Origin of the sequence: Amycolatopsis sp. cmx-4-61 (genome assembly GCF_046548775.1) — a bacterium.
In the GTDB taxonomy this organism is placed as follows: Bacteria; Actinomycetota; Actinomycetes; order Mycobacteriales; family Pseudonocardiaceae; genus Amycolatopsis.
Genome location: NZ_JAEBEI010000015.1, coordinates 144,065 through 168,301, shown reverse-complemented (window position 1 = coordinate 168,301; position 24,237 = coordinate 144,065). Strand labels below are relative to the sequence as shown.

At 72.6% G+C, this 24,237-nt stretch carries 16 protein-coding genes; 13 read left to right on the top strand and 3 right to left on the bottom strand.

Features of this window, described 5'->3' with window-relative positions; all coding sequences use genetic code 11:
* Positions 1-47 precede the first annotated feature (47 nt).
* On the top strand, positions 48-2,435 hold the full coding sequence (locus tag ACLJOU_RS33595) for a ricin-type beta-trefoil lectin domain protein (protein ID WP_410573239.1): 2,388 nt from the start codon (positions 48-50) through the stop codon (positions 2,433-2,435).
* Positions 2,436-2,464: 29 nt separating this feature from the next.
* Positions 2,465-3,913, top strand: a complete 1,449-nt coding sequence (locus tag ACLJOU_RS33590; RefSeq protein ID WP_410573237.1) for an arabinofuranosidase catalytic domain-containing protein — start codon at positions 2,465-2,467, stop codon at positions 3,911-3,913.
* 191 nt (positions 3,914-4,104) lie between these two features.
* Here the strand turns inward: ACLJOU_RS33590 and ACLJOU_RS33585 are convergent, their stop codons facing one another.
* The gene (locus ACLJOU_RS33585) at positions 4,105-5,085 is read right to left on the bottom strand and encodes a PaaX family transcriptional regulator C-terminal domain-containing protein (RefSeq protein ID WP_410573235.1); all 981 of its coding nucleotides are present in this window, start codon (positions 5,083-5,085) and stop codon (positions 4,105-4,107) included.
* 201 nt (positions 5,086-5,286) lie between these two features.
* Between ACLJOU_RS33585 and ACLJOU_RS33580 the strand changes: the two genes are divergently transcribed.
* The 10 genes from ACLJOU_RS33580 to ACLJOU_RS33535 all read left to right on the top strand — a co-directional run bounded on the left by ACLJOU_RS33580 (position 5,287) and on the right by ACLJOU_RS33535 (position 15,750).
* Positions 5,287-6,204, top strand: coding sequence for a transporter substrate-binding domain-containing protein (locus ACLJOU_RS33580; RefSeq protein ID WP_410573233.1), 918 nt, complete (start codon positions 5,287-5,289; stop codon positions 6,202-6,204).
* Positions 6,205-6,209: 5 nt separating this feature from the next.
* On the top strand, positions 6,210-7,076 hold the full coding sequence (locus ACLJOU_RS33575) for an amino acid ABC transporter permease (RefSeq protein WP_410573231.1): 867 nt from the start codon (positions 6,210-6,212) through the stop codon (positions 7,074-7,076).
* Positions 7,073-7,858, top strand: a complete 786-nt coding sequence (locus ACLJOU_RS33570; RefSeq protein ID WP_410573229.1) for an amino acid ABC transporter ATP-binding protein — start codon at positions 7,073-7,075, stop codon at positions 7,856-7,858. The genes ACLJOU_RS33575 and ACLJOU_RS33570 overlap by 4 nt, the downstream gene beginning before the upstream one ends.
* Complete coding sequence (locus ACLJOU_RS33565) at positions 7,855-8,994, top strand: CapA family protein (protein WP_410573227.1); 1,140 nt, start codon at positions 7,855-7,857, stop codon at positions 8,992-8,994. The genes ACLJOU_RS33570 and ACLJOU_RS33565 overlap by 4 nt, the downstream gene beginning before the upstream one ends.
* Positions 8,991-10,229, top strand: coding sequence for a CaiB/BaiF CoA transferase family protein (locus ACLJOU_RS33560; RefSeq protein WP_410573225.1), 1,239 nt, complete (start codon positions 8,991-8,993; stop codon positions 10,227-10,229). The genes ACLJOU_RS33565 and ACLJOU_RS33560 overlap by 4 nt, the downstream gene beginning before the upstream one ends.
* Positions 10,226-11,245, top strand: coding sequence for a 2-hydroxyacyl-CoA dehydratase (locus ACLJOU_RS33555; protein WP_410573223.1), 1,020 nt, complete (start codon positions 10,226-10,228; stop codon positions 11,243-11,245). The genes ACLJOU_RS33560 and ACLJOU_RS33555 overlap by 4 nt, the downstream gene beginning before the upstream one ends.
* Entirely contained in the window at positions 11,242-12,465 is a 1,224-nt protein-coding gene (locus ACLJOU_RS33550; protein WP_410573221.1) for a 2-hydroxyacyl-CoA dehydratase, read from the top strand. Before ACLJOU_RS33555 ends, ACLJOU_RS33550 begins: the two co-directional genes overlap by 4 nt.
* Before the next feature lie 94 nt (positions 12,466-12,559).
* On the top strand, positions 12,560-13,393 hold the full coding sequence (locus ACLJOU_RS33545) for a transporter substrate-binding domain-containing protein (protein ID WP_410573219.1): 834 nt from the start codon (positions 12,560-12,562) through the stop codon (positions 13,391-13,393).
* Between the two features lie 29 nt (positions 13,394-13,422).
* Positions 13,423-14,358 (top strand): hypothetical protein, encoded by a 936-nt coding sequence (locus tag ACLJOU_RS33540; RefSeq protein WP_410573217.1) that lies wholly within the window; start codon positions 13,423-13,425, stop codon positions 14,356-14,358.
* A gap of 12 nt (positions 14,359-14,370) precedes the next feature.
* Entirely contained in the window at positions 14,371-15,750 is a 1,380-nt protein-coding gene (locus ACLJOU_RS33535) for a hypothetical protein (RefSeq protein WP_410573215.1), read from the top strand.
* Positions 15,751-15,904: 154 nt separating this feature from the next.
* Here the strand turns inward: ACLJOU_RS33535 and ACLJOU_RS33530 are convergent, their stop codons facing one another.
* Complete coding sequence (locus ACLJOU_RS33530; RefSeq protein ID WP_410573213.1) at positions 15,905-20,578, bottom strand: DUF6531 domain-containing protein; 4,674 nt, start codon at positions 20,576-20,578, stop codon at positions 15,905-15,907.
* Between the two features lie 240 nt (positions 20,579-20,818).
* Between ACLJOU_RS33530 and ACLJOU_RS33525 the strand changes: the two genes are divergently transcribed.
* A complete protein-coding gene (locus tag ACLJOU_RS33525) occupies positions 20,819-22,432 on the top strand; it encodes a long-chain fatty acid--CoA ligase (RefSeq protein ID WP_410573211.1) in 1,614 nt (537 codons plus the stop codon).
* Between the two features lie 3 nt (positions 22,433-22,435).
* Here the strand turns inward: ACLJOU_RS33525 and ACLJOU_RS33520 are convergent, their stop codons facing one another.
* Entirely contained in the window at positions 22,436-24,124 is a 1,689-nt protein-coding gene (locus ACLJOU_RS33520) for a helix-turn-helix domain-containing protein (protein ID WP_410573209.1), read from the bottom strand.
* Positions 24,125-24,237 lie beyond the last annotated feature (113 nt).

Here is a 24,237-nt window from a genome sequence, read left to right as displayed (position 1 = left end):
CCCGAGACTTTCGCGGGGTGCCGCCTTCGTCGGAAGTGAGGACCAGCATGCTTCGGAGTGCGAGAGCCGCGTTGGCGGCGGTGGCCGCGGTCGTCCTGGCGGCGGCCGGTGTCGCCGTCGCCGCGACGCCGGCCCAGGCCGCCACCTCGATCACGATCAACGGCAGTTCGGGCGGGCGCACGTTCGACGGCGTCGGCGCCGTCAGCGGCGGTGGTGGCAACAGCCGCCTGCTGATCGACTACCCCGAGCCGCAGCGCGGCCAGATCCTCGACTACCTCTTCAAGCCCGGCTACGGGGCCGCCCTGCAGATCCTCAAGGTCGAAATGGGCGGGGACACCAACTCCACCAGCGGCGCGGAGCCCAGCCACGCCCACTTCCGCGGCGATCTCGACTGCAACCGCGGGTACGAGTGGTGGATCATGGAACAGGCGAAGGCGCGCAATCCCGGCATCAGGCTCGTCGGCCTGCCGTGGGGCGCGCCGGGCTGGATCGGCAACGGCACCTTCTTCTCCAACGACCTCACCGACTACTACCTGTCGTGGCTGGGGTGCGCGAAGCAGCACGGGCTGACCATCGACTACCTCACGAGCGTCCAGAACGAAAAGCAGTGGAGCGCCGACTGGACCGTCACCCTGCGGAACGCGCTCAACGCCAACGGGTACAGCGCCGTGAAGATCATCTCCGGTGACTCGTGGCCGGGGGACTGGGGCCCGGCGAGCGCGATCTCGACGAACACCGCCTACCGCAACGCGACCGATGTGCTCAGCGCCCACTACACCTGCGGCTACCTCAGCGCGCAGACGTCCTGCAGCGTCCCGGCCAACGTCACGAACACCGGGAAGACGCTGTGGTCGAGCGAAAACGGCTCCCAGGACTACAACGACGGCGCCAAGCCGCTGGCCCGCGGGATCAACCGCGTCTACCTCGACGGCAAGATGACCGCCTACCTCAACTGGGACCTGATCGCCGCCGTCACCCCGAACATCCCCTGGCCGACCGTGGGGCTGATCCTCGCCAACCAGCCGTGGTCGGGCTACTACTCGGTCGGCAAGGACGCGTGGGCGCTGGCGCACACGACGCAGTTCACCGCGCCGGGCTGGAAGTACCTCGACGCCTCCAGCGGTTACCTCGGCGGGAACCGCGCCAACGGCAGCTACGTCTCGCTGAAGTCGCCGGACAGCGCCGACTACAGCACGGTCATCGAGACGATGGACGCCACTTCGGCCCAGACGCTGAACCTCAACGTCACCGGCGGCCTGTCCACCGGCCAGGTGCACGTGTGGGCGACCAACCTGAACTCGAACAACCCGGCGGACCACTTCGTGCACAGCACCGACGTGACGCCGTCCGGCGGCGCGTTCTCCCTGACCGTCCAGCCCGGCTACCTCTACACCCTCACGACCACCACCGGACAGGGCAAGGGCACCGCGGTCAGCCCGCCCCAGGGGTCGCTGAACCTGCCCTATAGCGACGACTTCGACGGGTACGCGAAGGGCAAGGAAGCCAAGTACCTGATGGACATGGAGGGCGCGTTCGAGACCGCCGCCTGCGGCGCCGGCCGCGCGGGCACGTGCGTGCGCCAGGCGGCTCCGCAGAAGGCGATCCCCTGGAAGAAGCCGACCGATCCGTACGCGTTGCTGGGCAACGTGGCCTGGAGCAACTACACGCTCAGCACGGACGTGCTGCTCGAGAAGTCCGGGTACGTCGAGCTGCTCGGCCGCGTCGGCTCGCAGGACACCGGCAACCAGGGGGCGGTGAACGCCTACTACCTCCGGGTGAGTGACACGGGGGCCTGGTCCATCCGGCGCAACAACACGAGCCAGCAGATCACGACGCTGCGCAGCGGCACGACCGCCGCGCTCGGCACCGGCAGCTGGCACAAGCTGTCCCTCGGCTTCTCCGGCAGCACCATCACCGCCTCCGTCGACGGCACCGTGGTCGGCACGGTCACCGACAGCACCTTCCCGGCCGGCCAGGTCGGGATCGGCACGGCCACGGGGGAGACCGCGCAGTTCGACAACCTCGCCGTCGCCGGCTCGGGCGGCGGGTCGACCTCGGTGCTGCGCAACACCGCGGCCGGCCGCTGCCTGGACGTCCCCAACGTGTCGCAGACCAACGGCACCCAGGTGTCGCTGTGGGACTGCAACGGCGGCAGCAACCAGCAGTGGACGCTCACCTCCGGGAAGCAGCTGCAGGTGTACGGCAGCAAGTGCCTCGACGCCGAGGGGGCGGGCACGACCGCCGGGACCCGGGCGATCATCTGGGACTGCACCGGCGGGACCAACCAGCAGTGGAACGCCGCCGCCGACGGGACGATCACCGGTGTCCAATCCGGACTGTGCCTCACCCCGGCCGGCAACGGCACGGCCAACAGCACGCCGGTGACGCTGCAGGCCTGCACCGGCGGCACCGCGCAGAAGTGGACCCGGAGCTAGCGCCCATCCCGGACGAAGGGAGTTCACCGATGAGGACACGCTGGAACCGGCTGTGGCCGGCCGTGGTGATCGCCGCGGGCGCCGTGGCCGGCTCGGCCACGACGGCGCAGGCCGCCACCGAAGGACCGTGTGACATCTACGCGGCGGGCGGCACGCCGTGCGTCGCCGCGCATTCGACGACCCGGGCGTTGTACGGCGCGTACAACGGCTCTCTCTACCAGGTGCGGCGGGCGTCGGACAGCACGACGCGGGACATCGGCGTCTTGAGCGCGGGCGGGGTCGCGAACGCGGCGGCCCAGGATTCGTTCTGCGCCGGGACGACGTGTCTGATCACCGTCATCTACGACCAGTCCGGCCGCGGCAACCACCTGACCCAGGCCCCGCCGGGCGGCTTTTCCGGCCCGGCGCCCGGCGGGTACGACAACCTGGCCAGCGCGACGGCGGCCCCGACGACCGTCGGGGGCCAGAAGGCCTACGGCGTCTACGTCGCTCCGGGAACGGGTTACCGCAACAACAACACCAACGGGATCGCCACCGGTGACCAGCCGGAAGGCATGTACGCGATCTTCGACGGCACGCACTACAACGGTGGCTGCTGCTTCGACTACGGCAACGCCGAGCGCAACAGCCGCGACAACGGCAACGGCACCATGGAAGCGATCTACTTCGGCAACATCAAGGTCTGGGGCTACGGTGCCGGAAACGGCCCGTGGATCATGGCGGACCTGGAGAACGGCCTGTTCTCCGGCGTCAACCAGCACTACAACGCCAACGACCCGAGCATCAGCCACCGGTACCTGACCGCGATCATCAAGGGCGGTCCGAACCGCTGGGCCATCCGCGGCGGCAACGCCCAGTCCGGCGGCGTGTCGACGTTCTACGACGGCGTGCGCCCGAACGTCTCGGGCTACAACCCGATGCGCAAGGAAGGCGCCATCATCCTCGGTACGGGCGGCGACAACAGCATCGGGTCCGCCGGCACGTTCTACGAAGGCGTCATGACGTCCGGCTACCCGTCGGACGCCACCGAGAACGCCGTCCAGGCCAACATCGTGGCGGCCGGGTACGGCACCGGCGGCAGCAGCACGGGCACGGGCCCGCTGCACGCGGTCGGCGCCGGCAAGTGCCTCTCCGCCCCGAACTCCACCCAGGGCACGCAGCTGCAGATCGCCGGCTGCACCGGCCAGCCGAACCAGGCCTGGACGCGCACGTCGGACGGCAGGCTGACGGCCACGCTCGGCGGGGCGACCCTCTGCCTGGACGCCTCCGGCCAGGGCACGAGCGCGGGCACGAAGGTGGTGACCTGGCCGTGCAACGGGCAGGCCAACCAGCAGTGGAACTTCAACGCCAACGGCACGGTGACGGGTGCCCCGTCCGGGCTGTGCCTGGACGTGACGGGTGCGTCGACCGCCGATGGCGCCCCGGTCGAGCTGTGGACCTGCAACGGCGGCAGCAACCAGCAGTGGACGCTGGGCTGACCCCGCGGGGAGCCTGGCCCGCTTCGCCGCCCTGACGTGCCGGGCGCCGAAGCGGGCCAGGCCGGACCCGCCACGGTGAGGTCACCGTGCTTTCGCGGTGTCCCGCCACCAGTGGCGGGACACCGCGGGTGAGCGACCCGCAGGCTCGCTGAACACGGCCCTCCCGGGACACCCGGCCCCGGGAGGGCCGCTCACCGCCGGCGGGCTTCGTCCAGACGCCGGGCTTCGGCCGCCTGCTCGAACGGCGTGTCGCCCGCCGGGTGACGGTCGCCCAACGCGGCGAACAGGGCCGCCACCTTCGCCGAGTCGTGGTGGTCGGCGAGTTCGGCCAGTGCGGGGTCGGTGGCCGCCAGCACCTCGCGGAACCGGAGCTCGGCCAGCGGGCCGAGCCGGTCGTAGATCTGCAGGAACACCTTCTGCGCCCGGTCGCGCGCCCAGCCGGCCGGCAGGAGCTCGGCGGGCAGGTCGGGGTCGGTCTCCGGGAAGCGGCGCCAGTCCACCCGCAGCTCGGTGCGGGTGCGCAACGCCTGCGCCGGGCTGATCAGGCCCGCGTCCAAGCCGGTCAGCACCTCCTCGTAGCGCTCGACGAACTGCTCGTACTCCCCGGCCAGCGGCTCGAGGTCGAAGGCCGTGGCCGCCGCGGCCGATCCGGGTACCTCGGTCGCGCGGAACACCGTCGCACTCCCCAGGCCGAGCTCGCGCAGGGCCTCCAGGGCCGGCTCGGCGAGGTCGTGCGGGCTGACCCAGACCCCGTCGTAGAGCGCGGCGAAGCGCAGGACCCGCAGCCGTGACCGCAGCGCCGTGCGCAGCCCGCGGTCCTGCTCCGGCACGGAGAAGGTCACCACCGTCCACTGACCGTCCCAGTCCGGCGCGGTCGTGCCGAAGGTCAGCATCCGGTGGGTGCGCTCGATGATCACCTCGGACGTCCGGGCGGGGATGCCGTAGGCCGTGGTCCGGCCGCTGCGCGAGACGGTCAGCAAGCCGCGGCCGGCGAGCCGGCGAATCGCCGCCCGCGCGCTCGCCGGGCTGATGTCGAACTCGCCGAGCAGCTCGACCAGGGCGGCCGAGGGAATGTGCTCGTCGCGCCAGTACCAGAAGTCGCCGAGCAGTGAGGTGAGCAGCAGCTGCGGCTCGGCTCCCTGGCGGTCGCGGGGCAGCGGGCCCGTCGTCATCGCGCTCCTGCCTCTCCCGGGGTCGGTCCCGGCGGCCGGTCCGCCGCGGGGGTCCATGGTGGCAGTTCCGGGCGGGCGGCCGAACCGAGGGGTTGAATCACGCGACACATCATGCGACGATCGGCGCCCAGATAGCAACCAATCGTTCTCCCAGGTTTCCTCGCCGTCCCTCTCGGGCGGCCTCCGCAGGAAGAAAACGACATGGGTTCCTCACTTCGTCAATGGCGTCGAAGCGCGCTCGCCGTGGCCGCCGCGGGCCTCGCCCTGGCCGGGTGCACCGTCGACGACGGGGCGGCGTCCGCCCCCTCCGCCGCCGCCCTCACCGCCGTCCCGGCGCTGCACGACCAGCTGCCGCAGGCGGTCAAGGACGCCGGCGTCCTCCGGTTCGCCGGGGACTCGCACCCCCCGTACCGCACGGTCGGCCCGGACGGCAAGACCGTCACCGGCATCGACCACGACTTCCAGCAGGCGCTCGGCCAGCTCCTGGGCGTGCGCACGGAAACCACCATCGTCAGCGGGCTCCCGGCCGCGCTGCAGGGCATGCTGAGCGGCCGCTACGACGCCTTCAACGGCCCGGTCAAAGCCACCGCGGAACGCGAGAAGCAGTTCGACACCGTCACGTGGATGACCACCCGCACGTCCTACGTGGTCCCCGCCGGGTCCACCGCGAACATCAAGCAGGCCGCCGACCTGTGCGGGAAGCGCGTCGCTCTCGTCACGGCCAGTGTCGTCGAAGAACAGCTCGCGAAGCTGTCCGCCTACTGTGAGCGCTCACAGAAGCCGGCCGTGCAGGTGGTCGGGCTGGACGACACGAACGCCACCCTGCTGGCCGCGAAGTCCGGCCGCGCCGAGGCCGCCGGGATGACCCAGGCCGCCGCGATCGACGTCACGACGCAGCAGAAGGGCCAGTACGAATACGTGACGCAGACCGAGGAACAGGGCGCCACGAAGGACAACCTGGCCCTCTACACGCCGAAGTCCGCCAAGCTCGGCCCGGTGCTGCAGAAGGCGTTCGAGGAGCTGTTCCGCAACGGCACCTACCAGCGGATCATGCACCAGTGGGGCCTGGACGAAGTGACCGTCCCGCAGCCGGTGTTCGACGCGGCGTCCGCGAAGTGACCGCGATGTCCACTGTGGAGGAGACGGCGACGGCCACGGACGACGTGGCCGGAGCCCGCGGCCGCTTCCGGCCGCTGCGCTGGCTGTTCGTGCTCCTGCTGGCCGTGCTGACCGCCCAGCTGGTCGTCTTCCTCGTCGGCAACGACCGGTTCCAGTGGGACGTCGTGGCGAAGTACCTCTTCGAGAAGAGTGTCATGGCCGGCCTGGGCACCACGGTGCTGCTCGCGGCGGCGGCGATGGTGCTCGGATCCCTGGCGGGCGGCGTGGTGGCGGCGATGCAGCTGAGCGGGTTCGCGCCCGCCCGGTGGGTCGCGACGCTGTGGGTGGGCCTGTTCCGCGGCATCCCGCCGCTGGTGCAGCTGATCTTCTGGTTCAACCTCGCCTACCTGCTGCCGAAGCTTTCGCTCGGCATCCCGTTCGGCCCGGTCTTCGGGACGTGGGACGCCAACACCGTCATCACGCCGCTGACGGCCGCGGTGATCGGGCTGTCGCTGGTCGAATCGGCCTACCTGGCGGAGATCTTCCGCGCCGGGGTCGTGTCGGTCGACCCCGGCCAGCGCGACGCCGCCCGCGCGATGGGCTACCCGCCGGGCCAGACGCTGCTGCGGATCGTGCTGCCGCAGGCCATGCGCGTGATCATCCCGCCCGCGGGCAGCCAGTTCATCAACGTGCTGAAGGGAACCGCGCTCGTGTCGGTCATCGCCATGTCCGACCTGCTGCACTCGGTGCAGGTGATCTACAACCGCACCTACGAAATCGTGCCGATGCTGCTGGTCGCGTGCTTCTGGTACCTCGTCGTGGTCACCGTGCTGACCGCCGCGCAGCGCCGGCTGGAACGCCACTTCTCGCGCGGCCACCGGAGCGCCCGATGAGCGCGCCGGTCCTGCGCCTGGACGGCGCCCGCAAGCAGTTCGGCCCGGTGACCGCGCTCGCGGGGGTCAGCCTCGACGTGCACGAGGGCGAGACCGTCGTGGTGATCGGGCCGTCGGGGTCCGGCAAGTCGACGCTCGTCCGCTGCGCCCACCAGCTGGAACCCCTCGACGGCGGCGCGATGTACCTCGACGGCGAACTGCTGGGCCACCGGCGCACCCCGGGCGGCCTGCGCGCGCTGACCGAACGGAAGATCGCGGCCCAGCGGCGCCGGATGAGCATGGTGTTCCAGCAGTTCAACCTGTTCCCGCAGTTCACCGTGCTGCGCAACGTGACCGACGCGGCGATCCGCGTGCACGGCCGCGATCGGCCTGCGGTCGAGCGGGAAGCCCGGGAACTGCTGGCACGCATCGGCCTGGCCGGGCGCGAGGACCACTACCCGCGGCAGCTTTCCGGCGGCCAGCAGCAACGGGTCGCCATCGCGCGGGCCGTGCTGGTGCGGCCGCGGATCATGCTGTTCGACGAACCCACCAGCGCCCTCGACCCGGAGCTGGTCGACGAGGTGCTGGCCGTGCTCCGCGACCTCGCCGCGGCCGGGACGACGATGGTCGTCGTCACCCACGAGATGGCCTTCGCCCGCGAAGCGGCCGACCGGTGCGTGTTCATGGAGGCGGGCCGGATCGTCGAAGAGGGGCCGCCGGACGAGTTGTTCGCCCGGCCCCGGACCGACCGGCTGCGCGCCTTCCTGTCCCGTCATCTGTCCGAAAAGGAGGGTGTTTCGTGATCACCGTCGGCGCCGTCGGCGACCTCATCCTGGACGAGCCCGGGCCGGAGTCCTTCCTCGCCCCGGCCGCGCCGGTGCTGCGCGGGCTGGACCTCGCGATCGGGCACGTCGAAGTCCCGCACTCGACCACGACGGTCCAGCGCAGCACCGACGTCCCGGCGCCCCCCGCCGACCCGGCGGCGCTCAAAGCGGTGGCCGACGCCGGGTTCGCCGTCGTCACCCTGGCCGGCAACCACATCTGCGACGCCGGCGACGAGGGGCTCGCCGACACGATCGCGCACGCCCGGGCCGCGGGCATGGCGACCGCCGGGGCGGGGGCCGACCTCGCCGAAGCCCGGCGCCCGGCGATCGTCGAGCGCGGTGGCCTGCGCATCGGCGTGCTGTCGTACAACTGCGTCGGCCCGCGCGACTCGTGGGCCACGTCCCGCAAGCCCGGCTGCGCCTACGTCCACGTGCTCACCCACTACGAGCTGGACCACGCGAGCCCGGGCGGGCCGCCGAAGATCTACACCTTCGCCGACCCGGACAGCCTGGCGGCGATGGCCGAGGACGTGCGCCGGCTGCGGGCCGAGGCCGACGTCGTGCTCGTCTCGCTGCACAAGGGCGTCGGCCACACGCCGGTGGTCGTCGCGATGTACGAGAGCCCGGTGGCGCGCGCGGCGATCGACGCCGGGGCCGACGCGGTGTTCTCCCACCACCCGCACATCATGCGCGGCGTCGAAGTCCACCGGGGACGGCCGATCTTCCACGGCCTCGGCAACTTCGCCACCGTCACCCACGCCCTGACCCCGGGGGCGGGCGTGGGCGCGGACGAGCTGCGCGCGTGGGCCGAGCGGCGGACGAAGCTGTACGGCTTCGCGCCCGACCCGGACATGCCGTTCTTCCCGTTCCACCCCGAAAGCCGCAACACTGCCATCGCCTTCTGCCGCTTCGACGGCTCCGGGCTGCGCGAGGCCGGGTTCGTCCCGTGCTGGATCGACGACCGCGGCCGTCCGGTCCCGGCCGGCGGCACCGAACGCGGCGAAGCCGTCACGAACTACGTCGAGCACATCACCCGCGGGGCCCGGCTCAACGGCCGGTTCACCACCCGCGGCCGCGAAGTGCTCGTCGATCTCACCGAGGGGGTTACCGCATGACCGACCAGCCACTGGCCGGCCGCACCGTCATCGACCTGACCACCGCGCTCGCCGGGCCGTACGCGACCCTGCTGCTCGCCGGGCTCGGCGCGACCGTGATCAAGGTCGAAAACCCCGCCACGGGCGGGGACTCCTCGCGCAACAACGCGCCCTACGTCGGCCGCGACGGGCTGAACCTCGCCCGCCGGCACGACGACGACCTCTCGGTGTCGATGCTGCTGCGGGGCCGCAACAAGCTCAGCGTCACCCTCGACCTGAAGAACCCGCGCTCGCACGCGGTGTTCACCGACCTGGTCCGCGACGCCGACGTGCTGGTCGAGAACTACAGCCCGGGCGTCACCGAGCGGCTCGGCATCTCCTACGACCGGGTGCGGGAGATCAACCCCCGGCTCGTCTACACCTCGATCAGCGGCTTCGGCGCCCAGGGCGGGCCGGGGTCCGGCAAGGCGATGGACTCGATCATCCAGGCGCTGAGCGGCGTGATGATGACCGCGGGCGAGCCCGACGAGGGCCCGGTCCGCTTCGGGCTGCCGATCGGCGACCTGCTCGCCCCGCTGTTCGCCGTGGTCGGCACGGTGTCCGCGCTGCTGCAGGCCGAACACACCGGCGAGGGCCAGCACGTGGACGTGTCGATGCTCGGCGCGCTGACTTCGCTGGTCGCCTGCGAGCCGTTCGACGCCTTCGACGCGGTCGGCCTGCCGCAGCGCACCGGCTCGATGGTGCCGCGGCTGGCGCCGTTCGGGATCCTGCCCGCCGCCGACGGGTACGTCGCCCTGTGCGCCCCGACCGACGCCTTCGCCCACGGCGTGCTCCGCGCCATCGGGCGCCCGGAACTGGCCGAGGACGACCGTTACCGCACGCGTGACCAGCGGGTCCGCGCCGCGGACGAGCTGCACGGGCTCATCCGCGAGTGGTGCCGGGAACGGCCCCTGGCCGAGATCCTCGCCGCGTTCACCGCCGAAGGCGTGCCCGCGGCCGAGGTCCGCGAACCGCGCGAGGCCGTCCGCGACCCGCTGGTGCTCGCGCGCGAGGAGGTCGTGCCGCTGCGGCACCCGCGCCACGGCGAGGTGGCCGACCTGGCCGGGACCGGGGTGCCGATCCGGTTCTCCGGCGCCCGCGTCGCCCTCGACCGGCCGGCACCCGGGCTGGGGGAGCACAACGAGCACGTCTACCGCGAGCTGCTCGGCTACACCGAACAGCAGCTCGCGGACCTCGTCGCGGAGGCGGTGATTTGAGCGCGCCGGTCGTCGGGTACGTCGGCGCGGACGTCCCGGTCGAGCTGATCACCGCGGCGGGGCTGCGGCCGCTGCGGCTGGCCGGGAAGCCGGGGGAAGACCACACCGCGGGCGACCGCTACCTCGGCCGCGGCGTCGACCCGGTCGCCCGGTCCATCCTGACGCGCATCCTCGCCGGGGACTACGGCCCGCTCGAAGCCATCGTGGTCTCCCGCGACTGCGAAGCGTCGTTGCGGCTGTTCTACGCCCTGCGCGAGCTGCACCGGGTCGAGCCGGAGCTGGGGTTGCCGCCGGTGCGGCTGGTGGACGTCCTGCACCTGCCGCACCACACGACCACCCGGTACGTCCACGCGAAGCTCGCCCAGCTGCGGGAGTGGCTGGGGCAGTGGCGGCCGATCGGGGACGACGACCTCGCCGCGGCGATCACCGCGCACGACGACCTGCGGCGCTCGCTCGCGCGGCTCGCTCTGCTGCGGCGGGCGAACCGGCTGAGCGGCACCCGGTTCCTGCAGGTCGTCGCCGCGACCACCGCGCTGCCGGTCGCCGAAGCCACGACGTTCGTCGACCGGCTGCTCACCGAAGAGCTGCCCGAGGTCCACGGGACGCGGCTGTTCCTCACTGGCAGTTCCCACGACGCCCCGGGCGTGTACGAGACGTTGGAGCGCCACGGCTTCCTCGTCGTGGGCGAGGACCACGACTGGGGCGAGCTGCTGTTCGCGCGCACCTGCGCGGCGCCGACGGAACTCGCGCTCGCCGAGCGCTACCAGCACAACGGACCGTCCGCGCCCCGCGCGTCCATCCGGCAGCGTGCCGCGCACACCGCCGCGGCCGCCCGCGAGTGCGGTGCGGAGGTCCTGTTGTCCTACGCGCGCGTCCACGACGACGCCCCGCCGTGGGACTTCCCGGAGCAGCGGGCCGCGAGCGGGCTGCCGTCGGTGCTGGCCGAGCGCCAGCCGTACGGCGAGCTGACCGCCGAGGCGCTGGCGGCGCTGGTCCCGGCGGGAGCCGCGGCATGACCGCCCGGCTGGCCTCGGCGACCACCGCGACCGCCTACCAGCGCGAGTGGTTCGCCCGGATCCGGGCCGCCGGCGCACCCCTGGCGCTGGTGAACGCCGACGCGCCGCAGGAGATCTTCCGCGCGATGGACATCCCGTACGTCGTCAACCAGTGGTGGGCGTCGATCGTGGCGGCGAAACGGCAGACCCAGCGCTACCTCGGCCTGCTGCGCGACCGCGGCTACCCGGACTACATCGAGCAGTACAGCGCGACGTCGCTGGCGTCGGCGTTCGAGGACGATCCCGGGCAGGCACCGTGGGGCGGGCTGCCGAAGCCGTCGATCGTGCTCGGCGAAACCACCGGCGACGCGGCCCGCAAGATCTTCGACGTCTGGGACGACCGGCCCGGCGTCACCTACTACCCGCTGGAGAGCGCGGCGGAGAACGCCGTCCCCGAGCGGTGGTGGGAGCTGATGCCGCACCGCTGGGAGGAGGCCGTCGGCAGCGACCGGCTCGACCTGCTGACCGGGGAGCTGACCGGGCTCATCCGGTTCCTCGAGCAGACCACCGGCCGGGTGTTCTCCGAGACGCGGTTCCGCGAGGTGCTGGACCTGGTCAACGAGCAGCAGGAGTGGAACCGCCGCACCCGCGACCTGATCGCCGCCGCCCGGCCGTGCCCGATCGCCGTCACCGACGGCATCCCGAGCGTCATGGTGCCGCAGTGGCACCGCGGCACCGAATGGGCCCGCGACGCCGCGCGCGCGTTCCACGACGAGGTGCGCGACCGGATCGACGCCGGTGTCGCCGTGTGCCCGGACGAGCGGCTGCGGCTGATGTGGGTCGGCCGCGGGCTCTGGTTCGACCTCGAGTTCTACCGGCGGTTCCAGGAGTCGCACGGCGCGGTGTTCGTGTGGTCGATGTACCTCGCGATCGCCGCGGACGGCTACCTGCGCTACGGCGACGACCCGCTGCGTGCCCTGGCCGCCCGCTTCGCCGCGTTCGGCGACCAGCTCTACACCCCGCCGTGGTCGGCCGAGTGGTACGTCAAGGAGGCCCGGCACCACGGCGTCGACGGCGTCGTCCACCTCGTTTCCGACGACGCGCGCGGCAGCTACTTCACCACCCGGGCCCTGCGTGCCGCGGGGATCCCGGTGCTGGAACTGCACGCGGACAACGTCGACGCCCGCACGGGCGACGACCTGACCGCGCGGATGACCGAATGGCTCGACTCCTTGGCCTGACCGTCCGGAAAGGAATCCTGTGCGATCTTCACTTCGCCGAAGAAGCCGAAGTGCGATCCTCGCGACCGCCGCCCTGGGACTGACCGGGTGCACGGTGGGCGCCGGTTCGCCGCCGCTGGCCACCGGGACGAACCTGGCGGTGGTGCAGTCCCTGCACGACGCGCTGCCGCAGGCGGTCAAGGACGCCGGGGTGCTCCGGTTCGCCGGTGACTCCCACCCGCCCTACCGCACGGTCGCCGCCGACGGGACGGTCACCGGCATCGACGCCGACTTCCAGGCCGCCATCGGCCAGGTGCTCGGCGTCAAGACGCAGACCGTCGTCGTCGCCGGGCTCCCGGCCGCGCTGCAGGGCATGCTGAGCGGCCGCTACGACGCGTTCAACGGCCCGGTCAAGGCGACGGCCGAGCGCGAGCGGCAGTTCGACACGATCACCTGGATGACGACCCGCACGGCCTACCTGTTCCCCGTCGAGTCGACGGCCGGGATCACCCGGGCCGAGGACCTCTGCGGCAAACGCGTCGCGGTGGTGACCGCCAGCGTCGTCGAGGACCAGCTGAACAAGCTTTCCCGCTTCTGCACGGAGAACAAGCGCCCGGCGCCCCGGACCGTCGGCGTCGACGACACCGACGCCACGCTGCTGGCCACGCGCTCGGGCCGGGCGGACGCCGCGGGCATGACCGAGGCGGCGGCGATCGACGTCACCCAGCGGCAGGGCGGGACCAAGTACGTCACCCAGACCGAAGCGCAGGGGGCGACGAAGGACAACCTCGCGTTGTACGTGCCCAAGGCCTCGAAACTGGGGCCGGTCCTGCAGGCGGTGTTCGAAGAGCTGTTCCGCGACGGCACCTACGTGGGCATCATGTCCCGCTGGGGGCTCAACCAGGTTTCGGTCCCGGCGCCGGTCTTCGACGCGGCCACACGCGGGTGACGCGATCAACCGTCCAGAAAGGACATTTCATGGGAAGAGCTTTCCTCAAACCCGCTCTCGTCGCCGTGGCGACGGCCTTGGTCGCGGTGACGGCGGCCGTCGTCCCCGGCCCGTCCGAAGTGGACGCTGCGGCGCCGCCCGCTCCACCCGCGCCGCCCGCGTCCACGGTGTTCCACCCGGTGGTCCGCGAACCCGCCGCCAAGACGGGGCCGTACGCCGCCGAGTACACCGTCTACCGGCCCGCGGACCTGGACACGCTGCACGGCCGCTTGCCGGTCGTCGTGTTCGGCAACGGGGCCTGCCGGCACATCAGCAACGACGAGCTGCTGACCCTGGAAACGCTGCTCGCCGCGCACGGGTTCGTCGTCGTGGCCGTCGGCGGGTTCGACGAGCCCGCCCTGACCGAGAACGGCAGCCCGCAACCGGGAGTGATCACCGACGCGATCACCTGGGCCGAACGGGAGAACGACCGCCGGGGGAGCGCCCTGCGGAACAAGCTCGACCCGCGGCGGATCGGTGTCGCCGGCCACTCGTGCGGTGGTCTCGAAGCCCTCGTCGCCGGCGCGGACCCGCGGGTGAAGTCGGTGCTGTCGCTCGACAGCGGGTTCTTCGCCGACGGCACGCTCGGCTACGGCCGGGAGAACCTGCGGAAGCTGCACACGCCCGTGCTCTTCGCCGACGGCGGCCCGAACGACGTCGCCTACGCCAACAGCGGGGAGAACTACGACCTCGTGACCGTGCCCGCGGTCCGCGCGACCAACCCGGCCGCGGGCCACACCGGCTTCGTCTACGGCCAGCGCGACGGCAACCCCGACCCGAGCGTCCGCGAAGAAGCCGTCCGGGTGCTGGTCGCCTGGTTCGACTTCACGCTCAACGGCAACCGCACCGCGCGCGGCTACTTCCTCGGTGCGGGCTGTGGCCTCTGCGCCACACCCGGCTGGACCGTCACCAGCAAGAACTTCTGACAGGAGCCTTTCATGGGGAGCAGGATCACCCTTCTGGCCGCGGTCGCCGTCCTCGCCGCCGCGTTTCCCGCGACCGCGGGCGCCGCGGACGCCGGGGCGGCGTGCCCGGACCCGGCCGCGGCCGCGAGGTGCACCGGCGGGCAGCTGGCCGACGGCACGCCGTACACCTTCGCCAAGCCCGCCCGGTGGAACGGGGCCGTGCTGGTCGACCTCGACTTCGCCGCCGGCGGCCTCGCGAGCCCGCTCACGGCGAGCCTGCTGGAGCGGGGTTACGCGGTGGGCGGGACCACGCGCACGGTCAGCAGCTGGAACATCGCGCGGGCCATCGGCAACCAGGCCGAAGCGCTCGGCCGCTTCGAAACCGCGTTCGGCCGGGCCCGGTACGCGATCGCGGAGGGCCGGTCGATGGGCGGGATGGTCGCCGCCGGTGTCGCGCAGGTGTACCCGGACCGGTTCGACGCGGCGATCCCGATGTGCGGCGGCCTCGGCGGCGCGGTGGGGCAGTGGAACCAGAAGCTGGACACGGTGTTCACGCTGAAGACATTGCTGTTCCGCGACTCGGCCCTGCCGGTGACCGGCATCCCGGCCGACGTCCCGGGCACGCAGCAGCAGTGGCTGTCGGCGGTGGCGTCGGCCCAGGACACGCCGGCGGGCCGGGCGCGCATCGCGCTGGCGGCGGCGATCGGGCAGCTGCCGGGCTGGGGCCTGGCCCCGGACGGCTCGCCGACGCCGGTGCCGGACGGCCGGGACGTCGACGGCGTCGAGCGGGGCATGTTCCTCGCGCTGGCGGGCGGCCCCCTGCCGTACCTCGGGCAGGCGGTCAGCAGCCGCCGGGCGATCGAGCAGCTGGCGGGCGGCAACCCGTCCTGGAACACGGGCGTGGACTACGCACAGCAGTTCGCGTCGGCGGCACCGGAGCAGCGGAACGCCGTACGCCGGCTGTACGAGCGCGCGGGCCTCGACCTGCGCGCGGACTTCGGCCGGCTGGCCGCGGCACCCCGTGTCTCCGCCGACCCGGCCGCGGTCCGCTACCTGGAGCGCGGCATCGTCTTCACCGGTGACCTCCGGATCCCGGTGCTGACGGTCAACGGCACCGGCGACCAGATCTCGACGGTGGCCCAGCAGCAGTCGTACGGCTCCCTGGTGCGCCGGGCGGGCCACGAGCCCCTGCTCCGGCAGACGTACGTGCAGACGGCGGGCCACTGCACGTACACGACGGGCGAACAGCAGGCGGCGGTCGACCGGATGCTGACGCGCCTGCGGACCGGGCACTGGCCGGACACCGCCCCGCGGACGATGAACACCCTGTCCGCCGCGGTGGACGGGGCGGCGGGACGGTATCTGGGCTACGTCCCGCCGCCTTTCAACCGGATGTACCCGGCCGGGCACTGAGCCCGGGGTGATGGAAGGGGCATCACGCGTGATTGGAGGGTCGACACGCGTGATGGGAGGGTCGACACGCGTGATGGGAGGGTCGACACGGCGAAGCCTTGGCGCGTCGACCCTCCCACCGGGCCCGGCGTGATCGAAGGGGCATCGCCGGTGGTCAGCGGGTGGTGCGGTTCCAGATGACCACCGGCGGGGCGTCCGGGTAGTTCGTGTCGTGGGCGATGACCCGGTCCACCTTCGGGTTGTGGCGGAGGATCGGGAACTCGTCCATGTCGAACACGTTGTTGGGACGGCGGGAGCTCAGCTCGTCGCCCTGGTTCGGCCAGCCGCTGGACTTGCCCGGCGTGTTCGGCAGGGCGATGTGGACGTCGCCTTCCGCGTTGTGCGCCAGCGCCTTCGACGCGTCCTTCCACACCTTCTCGCCGTTCGGGTGGTTGTCGGAGAACTTCGGCATCTCGACTTGGTTGTCCTTCAGGAGGCCTTCGAGCGTGTTGCCGCCGTTCTTCTTCGCCAGGTTGATCGCCGGGTCCTCGATCGAACCGTGGTACTTCGCGTCCGAAATCTTGGCGCCGGTGACGGGGTCGACCTGCGCGTCCTTGATGTGGCCGCCCGACCAGAACCACGACTTGTCCTTGCCCGGCGCCATCATCTCGTCCCACTCCTTCGAGAACTTGGCGTACTGCTCGTCGGTCATGTTGTGCGGGCGGATCTTGCCGTCCGGGTCGCGGAACTCCGCCAGCCCGTCCGGCTTCTTCGCCCCCGGCGGGAGCTTGCCCGCGTCGCCGCCGCCCGCCGGGCTGTCCGGCGCCTTCGGCCCACCCGTCTTGCCGCACGGGCTCTGCACCAGGCCGAGCGGGTCGCTCTGCAGGTGCGGCTGCCCGACGTAGGCGACCGGGTCCGGCGCCGCGGCCAGGCCGAGCGGGTCCTGGCTCAGGTACCGGCCCGTCCGCGGGTCGTAGTAGCGGTAGACGTTGTAGTGCAAGCCGGTCTCGGCGTCGCGGTACTGGCCGGGAAAGGCCAGCGGCATCGGCGCGGTGCCGGACGTCGACGGCAGCAGCTCGCCCCAGAAGCTCGTGCGCGCCTGCCACTCGACCCGGCCGTCCGCGCCCAGCAGCTCGGTCGGCGTACCGGCCGGGGACGTCACCACCGTGTGGAACCGCACTTCGGCTCCGCGCTGCTCGACCTGGACCACCGGACGGCCGTCGGCCGGGTGCCGCTCCCACGTCAGCACGCGCGAGGACCCGTCGTCGGCCACCTCGACCTCCTCGACGAGCTCGGCGCCGCTCCAGACGAACCACGTCTCGGCGGTCTGCCGCGGTGCGCCGTCGTCGCCGAGTTCCCAGCGCCGCTTGGCGAACCGGCGGCCCAGCGGGTCGTAGCGGTAGGTCCAGAACGACTCGTCCGGGGCGATGACGGCCACCAGCCGGTCCAGTTCGTCCCAGACGAACCGCCACTCCTCCTCCCCGGCCGCGGTCGCGCGCACCCGGCTGGTCACCCGGCCCTGCGGGTCGACGCCGTACCGCGTCCCGGCCGGTGGCGTCAGGCGCCCCGCCGCGTCGTAGCCGAAGCGTTCGACGCCGTCGGGCGCGTGCACCTGATCGACGCGGCCCGCCGCGTCGAACCCGAACCGGACCGGCCGCGGGTCGTCGATCGCGGCGAGCCTGCCGTCCGGGGTGTACGCGTAGCTGCGCCGGCCGACGCCGGTGATCGCCTGCTCGCCGAGCCGGTCGGCGGCGTCGAAGACCTGCCGCAGCACCTCCGAGCCGTCGACCGAACGAGCGGTCTCGCGGCCGGCTTCGTCGTATTCGAACGCGACCTCGTGGCCCGCGACGCGAAGCGCCACCGGGAGCTCGCCGTCGTACCGCCACTCACTGTCCACACCGGACAAGGTGGTGCGGTGGACACCTGCGGCGTCGTAGGTCCAGCGCACGCCGACGCCGTTGACGGTCTCCTCACGCACCCGCCCCCGTTCGTCACGCACGATCTGGAGGACCGATTCGTTGTTGACGGCGTACTCGAGCTGCCCCAGCTCGTCGTAGGCGTACCCGGTGACCCCGCTCGCGGTGCGCCGTTCGACGACGTTCCCGAGCGCGTCGTAGCGGTACTCGGTGACTTCGCCGAGGCCGTTGGTCATCCGGCGCAGCTGCCCGGCCTCGTCGTAGGCGTAGGTCAGCCGGCGGCCGTCGAAGTCGGATTCCTCGACCAGCCGCCCGGCCGGGTCGTAGGTGTAGCGCCAGGTTTGGCCGCGCGGGTTGGTGACGGCGAGCAGCCGCAGCTCGGCGTCGTAGCGGTACGCCGTGCGCGCGCCGGCCGCGTCGAACTCCTCGATCGGCAGGCCGAACGGGCCGTACGTGCGGCGGGTCGTCCGCCCGGCCGCGTCACGGTGCTCGACGACGCGGCCTTCGCCGTCGTGGCGCCAGCTTTCCCGCTCGCCGTGCGGGCCGGTCCGCCAGGCGCGCTGTCCTTCGGCCGTCCAGCCCAGCCGGGCCGCGCCGCCGGACGCGGTGTGCACCAGCCGGGGCCGCCCGAACGGGTCGCGGTCGCCCGGCCGCACCGCCGCCGTGAGCACCGGTTCCTCGCCGAAGGAGTCCGCCGGGCCGTCGACGCGCAGGCGGGTCGAGACGCCCGGGAGGGCAGCGTACGGATCGGACGCGGCGGTCACGACCCGGGCGTCACCGGCGCGCAGCTCCACCTCGCCGGTCGCGGTGGGCGCCAGCCGCACCACCGAGCCGTCCGGGCGCGTCACCGTCGTCAGCACGCCGTTTTCGTAGCCGTAGAAGGTGATCCGGCCCAGCTCGTCGGCCTGCGACAGCAGGTCGTCGTAGCGGGTCCACGAGTACCGGCGCGTGTGCCCGAGCGGATCGGTCCGCTCGACGAGCTGGCCGGCCTCGTTCATCCGGTACGTCCAGGTGTGGCCGAGCGCGTCGGTGTGTCGGGTGGTCCGGGTCGCGGTGTCGTAGGCGAAGGTGCCGTTGAGGTAGCGCTCGGCGCCGACGCTGCGGACGCAGCGGCCCTCGGCGTCGTAGACGTACCGGTACCAGGTGCCGGTGCGGTCCTGCCAGCCGACGATCCGGTCGTCGACGTCGTAGTCGAGGTTCACCGGGCGGCCGGCGAACCCGGCGACCTGCGTCAGCTGCCCGAGCCGGTTGTAGCCGTACCGGACGACCGGCGCGCCCCCGGGCACGCCGAGCGCGGTGATCCGGCCGCCGCCGGCTTCGAAGCTGATCTCGGTGCCGTCGTCCCGGCGCAGCAGCCGCGGCGCACCGCTTTCGGCGTACTCGATCGTGGTGCGGGAGCCGCCCTGTTCGATGGCCGCGAGCGGCCGCACCCGGCCGGGGCCGTCGGCGAACACCAGCTCGCGTGCGCCCGTCGACAGCCGGTAGCCCCCGGCGATCCGGCGCAGCGGGTGGCGCGGGCCTTCGAGCGGCAGCACGGGCCGGTCGCCGTCCGGCCGCGGGTACACCAGAACCATGCCGTCTTCGGCGAAGAACCGCAGGTGCTGGCGGTCGGCCTCCAGCCGCTGGTCCACTGTGGACGCCCAGGAGCGGCCGAACCACCGGCCGGCGCGGTAGGCCGACAGGTGCGTGCGGGAGAGCACCAGGTCGCCCGCGTCGCCGGGCAGGGTCAGGTCGACCTGCTTCAGCACGACCTCGCCGGTGGCGACGTCCACCGGGTCGGAGACGCAGACCTTCTTGTCGTCCGGCACCGCACGGTCGCGCGGGCCGTCCCCCTTCGGGTCGCCCTTCGGCTTGCCACCGCCGTCGGCGCCGCCCTTCGGCGTGCCGCCCGGCGGTGTGTCGCCCTTCGGCGGTGGCGGCGTGTCGGCGGGCGGGTCGCTCTTCGGCGGCGGGTCCGTCTTGGGCGGGGGATCGGTCTTGGGGGGCGGATCCGCCTTCGCGCCCGCCGCGCTGGTGCTGTCGTCGCCCTTCGGGGGCGGATCGGTCTTGGGCGGCGGGTCCGTCTTCGGCGGGTCGGTCTTCGGGGGCGGTGCGTCCGGACCGCCCTTGCCTTTCGGGCCACCGATGTCCTTCGGGCCGCTCTTGATGTCGGCGTGCTTCGGCGGCGGCGCGGTCTTGCCCGGCTTGATGTTCTTCAGCGCCTTCGCCGCGTCCGCGAACAGGTCTCCGGCTCGCTTGAGCAGCGGGATCAGCGCCTTCAACGCCGTGACCAGCCGCTTCACCAGGTCCGCGATCTTCGACGCGGTCTTCGCCACCGCGTTGATGACCTGCGGGACCACCCAGGTCAGGCCGATACCCAGGGTGAACACCACCTGCAGCGCCCAGCTGATCAGGTGCCCGACCAACTCGGCGATGATGTCCCGCACCAGCGCCCGGACGGCCGCGACGACCTCGCCGGCGGTCTTCACGCCGCTGGACGCGCCTTCACAGCCCTTCTGGGCGGTCTCCAGCAGCGTGACGGTGTCCTGGGCGCGCTGCCGGTAGGTGTCCGCGGCGGTGCCGGTCCACGAGGAGACGTCGGCCTGGACCATCCCGGTCAGGTCCTGGCCGACGCTGCCCAGCTCGGTGGCGATGTTCTTCCACGTCTCCGACTGCGCGGCGATCTCGTCGGCGTTGCCGGTCAGCCCGTTGAGCGCTTCCTTCAACGGACCCACGTGCTCGATCAGCCAGCCGACCCCGGCCGCGAGGATCGCGCCGAAGGGGTCCATCGCCATCGACAACGCGTCCAGCGCCGTCCCGACGGCACCCAGCGCCACCGAGGCCCAGTCGCCGCTTTCGATGGCCGATTTGAGGTCGTTCGCCGACTCCAGCAGCGAGACGCCCGAATACGCCTTCGTCGAGTCCTTGGTCTCCGCCACCAACGGGTTCGCCACTGTTGACCTTCTTTTCACCTGAAGTTCAGGCAAAATTAGCAGCGCTGGTCGCCGGGACACCTCAGCCGCGATCCGGCTGCCCGAAAATTCCCCGATCGATGTCCGCGGCGGGCAACGGCCCGGTGTGGAGGTGATCACCACCGGAGCGGGCGGACGAGTGGGCGGTTCGCACCTCTCGTCCGGCCCTGGTCCGCTCCTAGAGTCACTCGCGACCAGCAGCCACCGACCGGAAGAGGCGCCATGGACGGGCTGATGCAGCCGCGGCCGCTCACCCTCGCCCACATCCTGGAGCGGGCCGAGCGGCTCTACGCGCACAAGGAGGTCGTCACGGCGGCGGGCGAGCGGCTCACCTACGCCGAGGTGGCCGCCGGGACCCGGCGCCTCGCCACGGCCCTCGACGCCCTCGGCGTCCCGCCCGGTGCCCGGGTCGCGACCTTCGCGGGCAACCACCGGCGCCACCTCGAGCTGTACCTGGCCGTCCCGGTCACCAAGCGGGTGCTGCACCCGATCAACATCCGGCTGACGGCGGAGCACCTCGAGTACATCGTCGAGCACGCCGAGGACGACGTGGTGTTCGTCGATCGCGCGCTGCTCCCGCGGATCTGGCCGAGCGCCGCCCGGCTGCCGCGGGTGCGCCACTGGGTGGTGCTGCCCGACGACAGCGGCGAGCCGATCCCGGCGGACCCCCGCGTCCGGCACTACGACGAACTGGTCGCCGCGGCCGAGCCCCACCCCGGTTCGTTCGAGGACACGTTCACGCTCGCGGACGAGCACCTCGCGTCCGGGCTCTGCTACACCTCGGGGACGACCGGGCCGCCCAAGGGCGTGCTCTACAGCCACCGGTCGACCGTCCTGCACTGCCTGGGGACGCTGGCCGCGGGCCTCGTCGGCCTCTGCGAAAGCGACGTGGTGCTGCCGATCGTGCCGATGTTCCACGCCAACGCCTGGGGCCTGCCCTACGGCGCGATGATGACGGGCGCGTCGCTGGTGCTGCCCGGTCCGTCCGCGGACCCGGACCACCTGCTGCGGCTGATGGCCGCCGAACGCGTGACGGTCGCCGGTGCCGTCCCCACGGTGTGGACGAGCATGGCGCCGGGGCTGGGCGACCACGACCTGAGCGCCACCCGGTTCCTGCTCGGCGGCGGGTCGGCCGTCCCGCCGGCGTTGTCGGAGACCTACCGCGCCGCGATCGGCGTGCCCATCACGCATTCCTGGGGGATGACGGAGGTCAGCCCGGTCGGGGCGATCGGTGGTACGCGCACCCAGCACCGCGGCACGTCCGAAGCGGACCAGGTGGCCGTCCGGGCCGCGCAGGGCCAGCCGCTGCCCCTGGTGAACGTGCGGATCGTCGACGTCGAGACGGGCCGGGAGCTGCCCCGGGACGGCGACGCGGTCGGCGAGCTGCAGGTCGCCGGCCCCTGGGTGGCCGGCGGTTACTACCGGGTGGGCGCCGACGGCAGCTTCACCGCCGACGGCTGGCTGCGCACCGGCGACCTGGCCACCATCGACGCCGACGGCTACCTGCGGCTGGTCGACCGGATGAAGGACCTGATCAAGTCCGGCGGCGAGTGGATCTCCTCGGTCGAGCTGGAGGGCGCGATCGTGGCCCACCCCGACGTCCTCGAAGCGGCGGTGATCGCGCGCCCGGACCCGCGGTGGATGGAACGCCCGGTGGCGTACGTGGTACTGCGCGAGGGCAGCCGAACCACGGCCGAAGAGCTCCTGGCGCACCTCACGCCGAGGGTCGCGAAGTGGTGGCTGCCCGACGAATTCGTCTTCGTCACGGCCCTGCCGAAGACGGGCACGGGTAAGATTTCGAAGACGGCCCTGCGGGATTCGGTGCGGGCCGGCTGACCCTCAGGACGTGCTCGCCCGCAGCCGGTGCAGCCGGAGGCCCAGCTGCAGCTCCAGGTCGTCGTCCCGGCGCCAGTCGCCGCCGAGGACCGTGCCGGCCCGGTCGAGGCGCTTCAGCAGCGTATTGACGTGCAGGTGCAGCGCGCGGGCGGTCGCGGCGACGTTGGCGCGGTGGACGTAGTACGCGCCGAGCGTGCCGACCAGGTCGGTGCCCCGCCGCCGGTCGTACTCGAGCAGCGGGCCGATCGAGCCGGCCAGGAACCGGTCGAGCTCGCCGGCCCGTTCGGGGTCGAAGACCATGGCGTACAGGGCGTATTGCCGCGTGGTCGCGCCCCCGTCGGTGTGCCCGAGCGCGCGCAGCACCGCCCCGCAGCGCCCGGCCAGGGAGAACGCCCGCGACCAGTCGTGGCCGGCCGCGCGTTCCCCGACGACGACCACCGGGCCGCCCAGCGCCCGCCGGAGTCTCGTGTGGACTTCCGCGACGGTCGCCTCGGCGTCGGCGCCGGGGAGGATCGTCGTGGCCCGGCCCAGGTGCTCGCCGGCCAGCCCGGCGCGCTCGCGGGCGATGTCGTGCAGGTGCCGCGCGAGGTCGCCCGGCGCGACCGCGGGGGAGTCCGCGACCAGCACCAGGTCCAGGCGGTCGACGTCGATGTTGCGGGCCCGGGCGCGGGCGCGCTGGGCCGGGCCGATCCCCGGACTGCCGACCATGAGCTCGGTCAGCAGCTCCCCGCTCAGCCGCTCACCGGCTTCCGCGACGGCCTGCTCCTTGAGGATGAGCAGCCCGAGGATGTGCGTGGCGCGCTCGAGGGTCCGCAGGTCCGTGTCGTCGCCGGTGCCCGACGGCCGGGTCCACACCAGCGCGCCGAGGTAGCTGTCGCCCGCCTGGACGGCCGCGACGCTGCGGTCCGTCCCGTCGGCGCCGGCCGACGTCGTGCAGCGGCCGGTGCGGCGGGCGTCCGCGACCGCACCCGCCAGGTCCGTCCCCAGTGGACTCCCGGTCCGGTCGACGAGCGTGACGCGGCCGCCCAGCTGCTCGGCGAGGTGCTGCGCGACGTCGCCCGGGGTCCCGCCGCCCAGCACGACCCCGGTCAGGGCCTCGTGGATCGCCTGCGCCCGCTCGATCTTCCCGTACGCGACCCGCACTTCCCGCAACGCCGTGCGGCTCGCTTCGTAGAGCCGGGCGTTGTCGAGAGCGACCGCGGCGTGATCGGCGAACGCGTTGAGCAGCGCGATCTCCTCCGCCTGGAAGGACCGTGCGGAGCGGTCCGCGGCGAACAGCGCACCGACCGCTTCGCCGCGGATCACCAGCGGCACCCCGAGCAGCGCCACCAGGTCCTCGGTCACGACGAGGCGGTCGAAGTTGGGGTCGTGCTGGATGAGCGTCGAGGTGGCGTAGTCGCGCACCCAGTGCGGGCTCTTGGTGGCCAGCACCTTGCCGCCGAGGCCCACGGTGGCCGGGATGGTCGCCGCGAGGAACTCCGCGGAGATCGTGCCCTCCGACGCGCGGGCCGACAGCCGGCCGTCCGCGCCGACCAGCGAGAGGTAGGTGAAGTCCGTGCCGATCAGGTCGTGGGCGTGGTGGACGATCGACCGCAGGACCTCGTCGAGCTCGCCCAGGGCGGTGAGCGACTTGACGGTGGCGTACAACGACGCCAGTTCACGCTGCCGGCGCGGTTCGGCCGCACTGGTCACGGGGCTGTCCTCCTCGGGCACCGGGTGGGCGAAAGACCCACCGCCGCGGCGGGAGGAGTGGGTGGTCCACACCTCAGATCGCAGCGTAACGGCGCCCTACCATCACCGCCAGC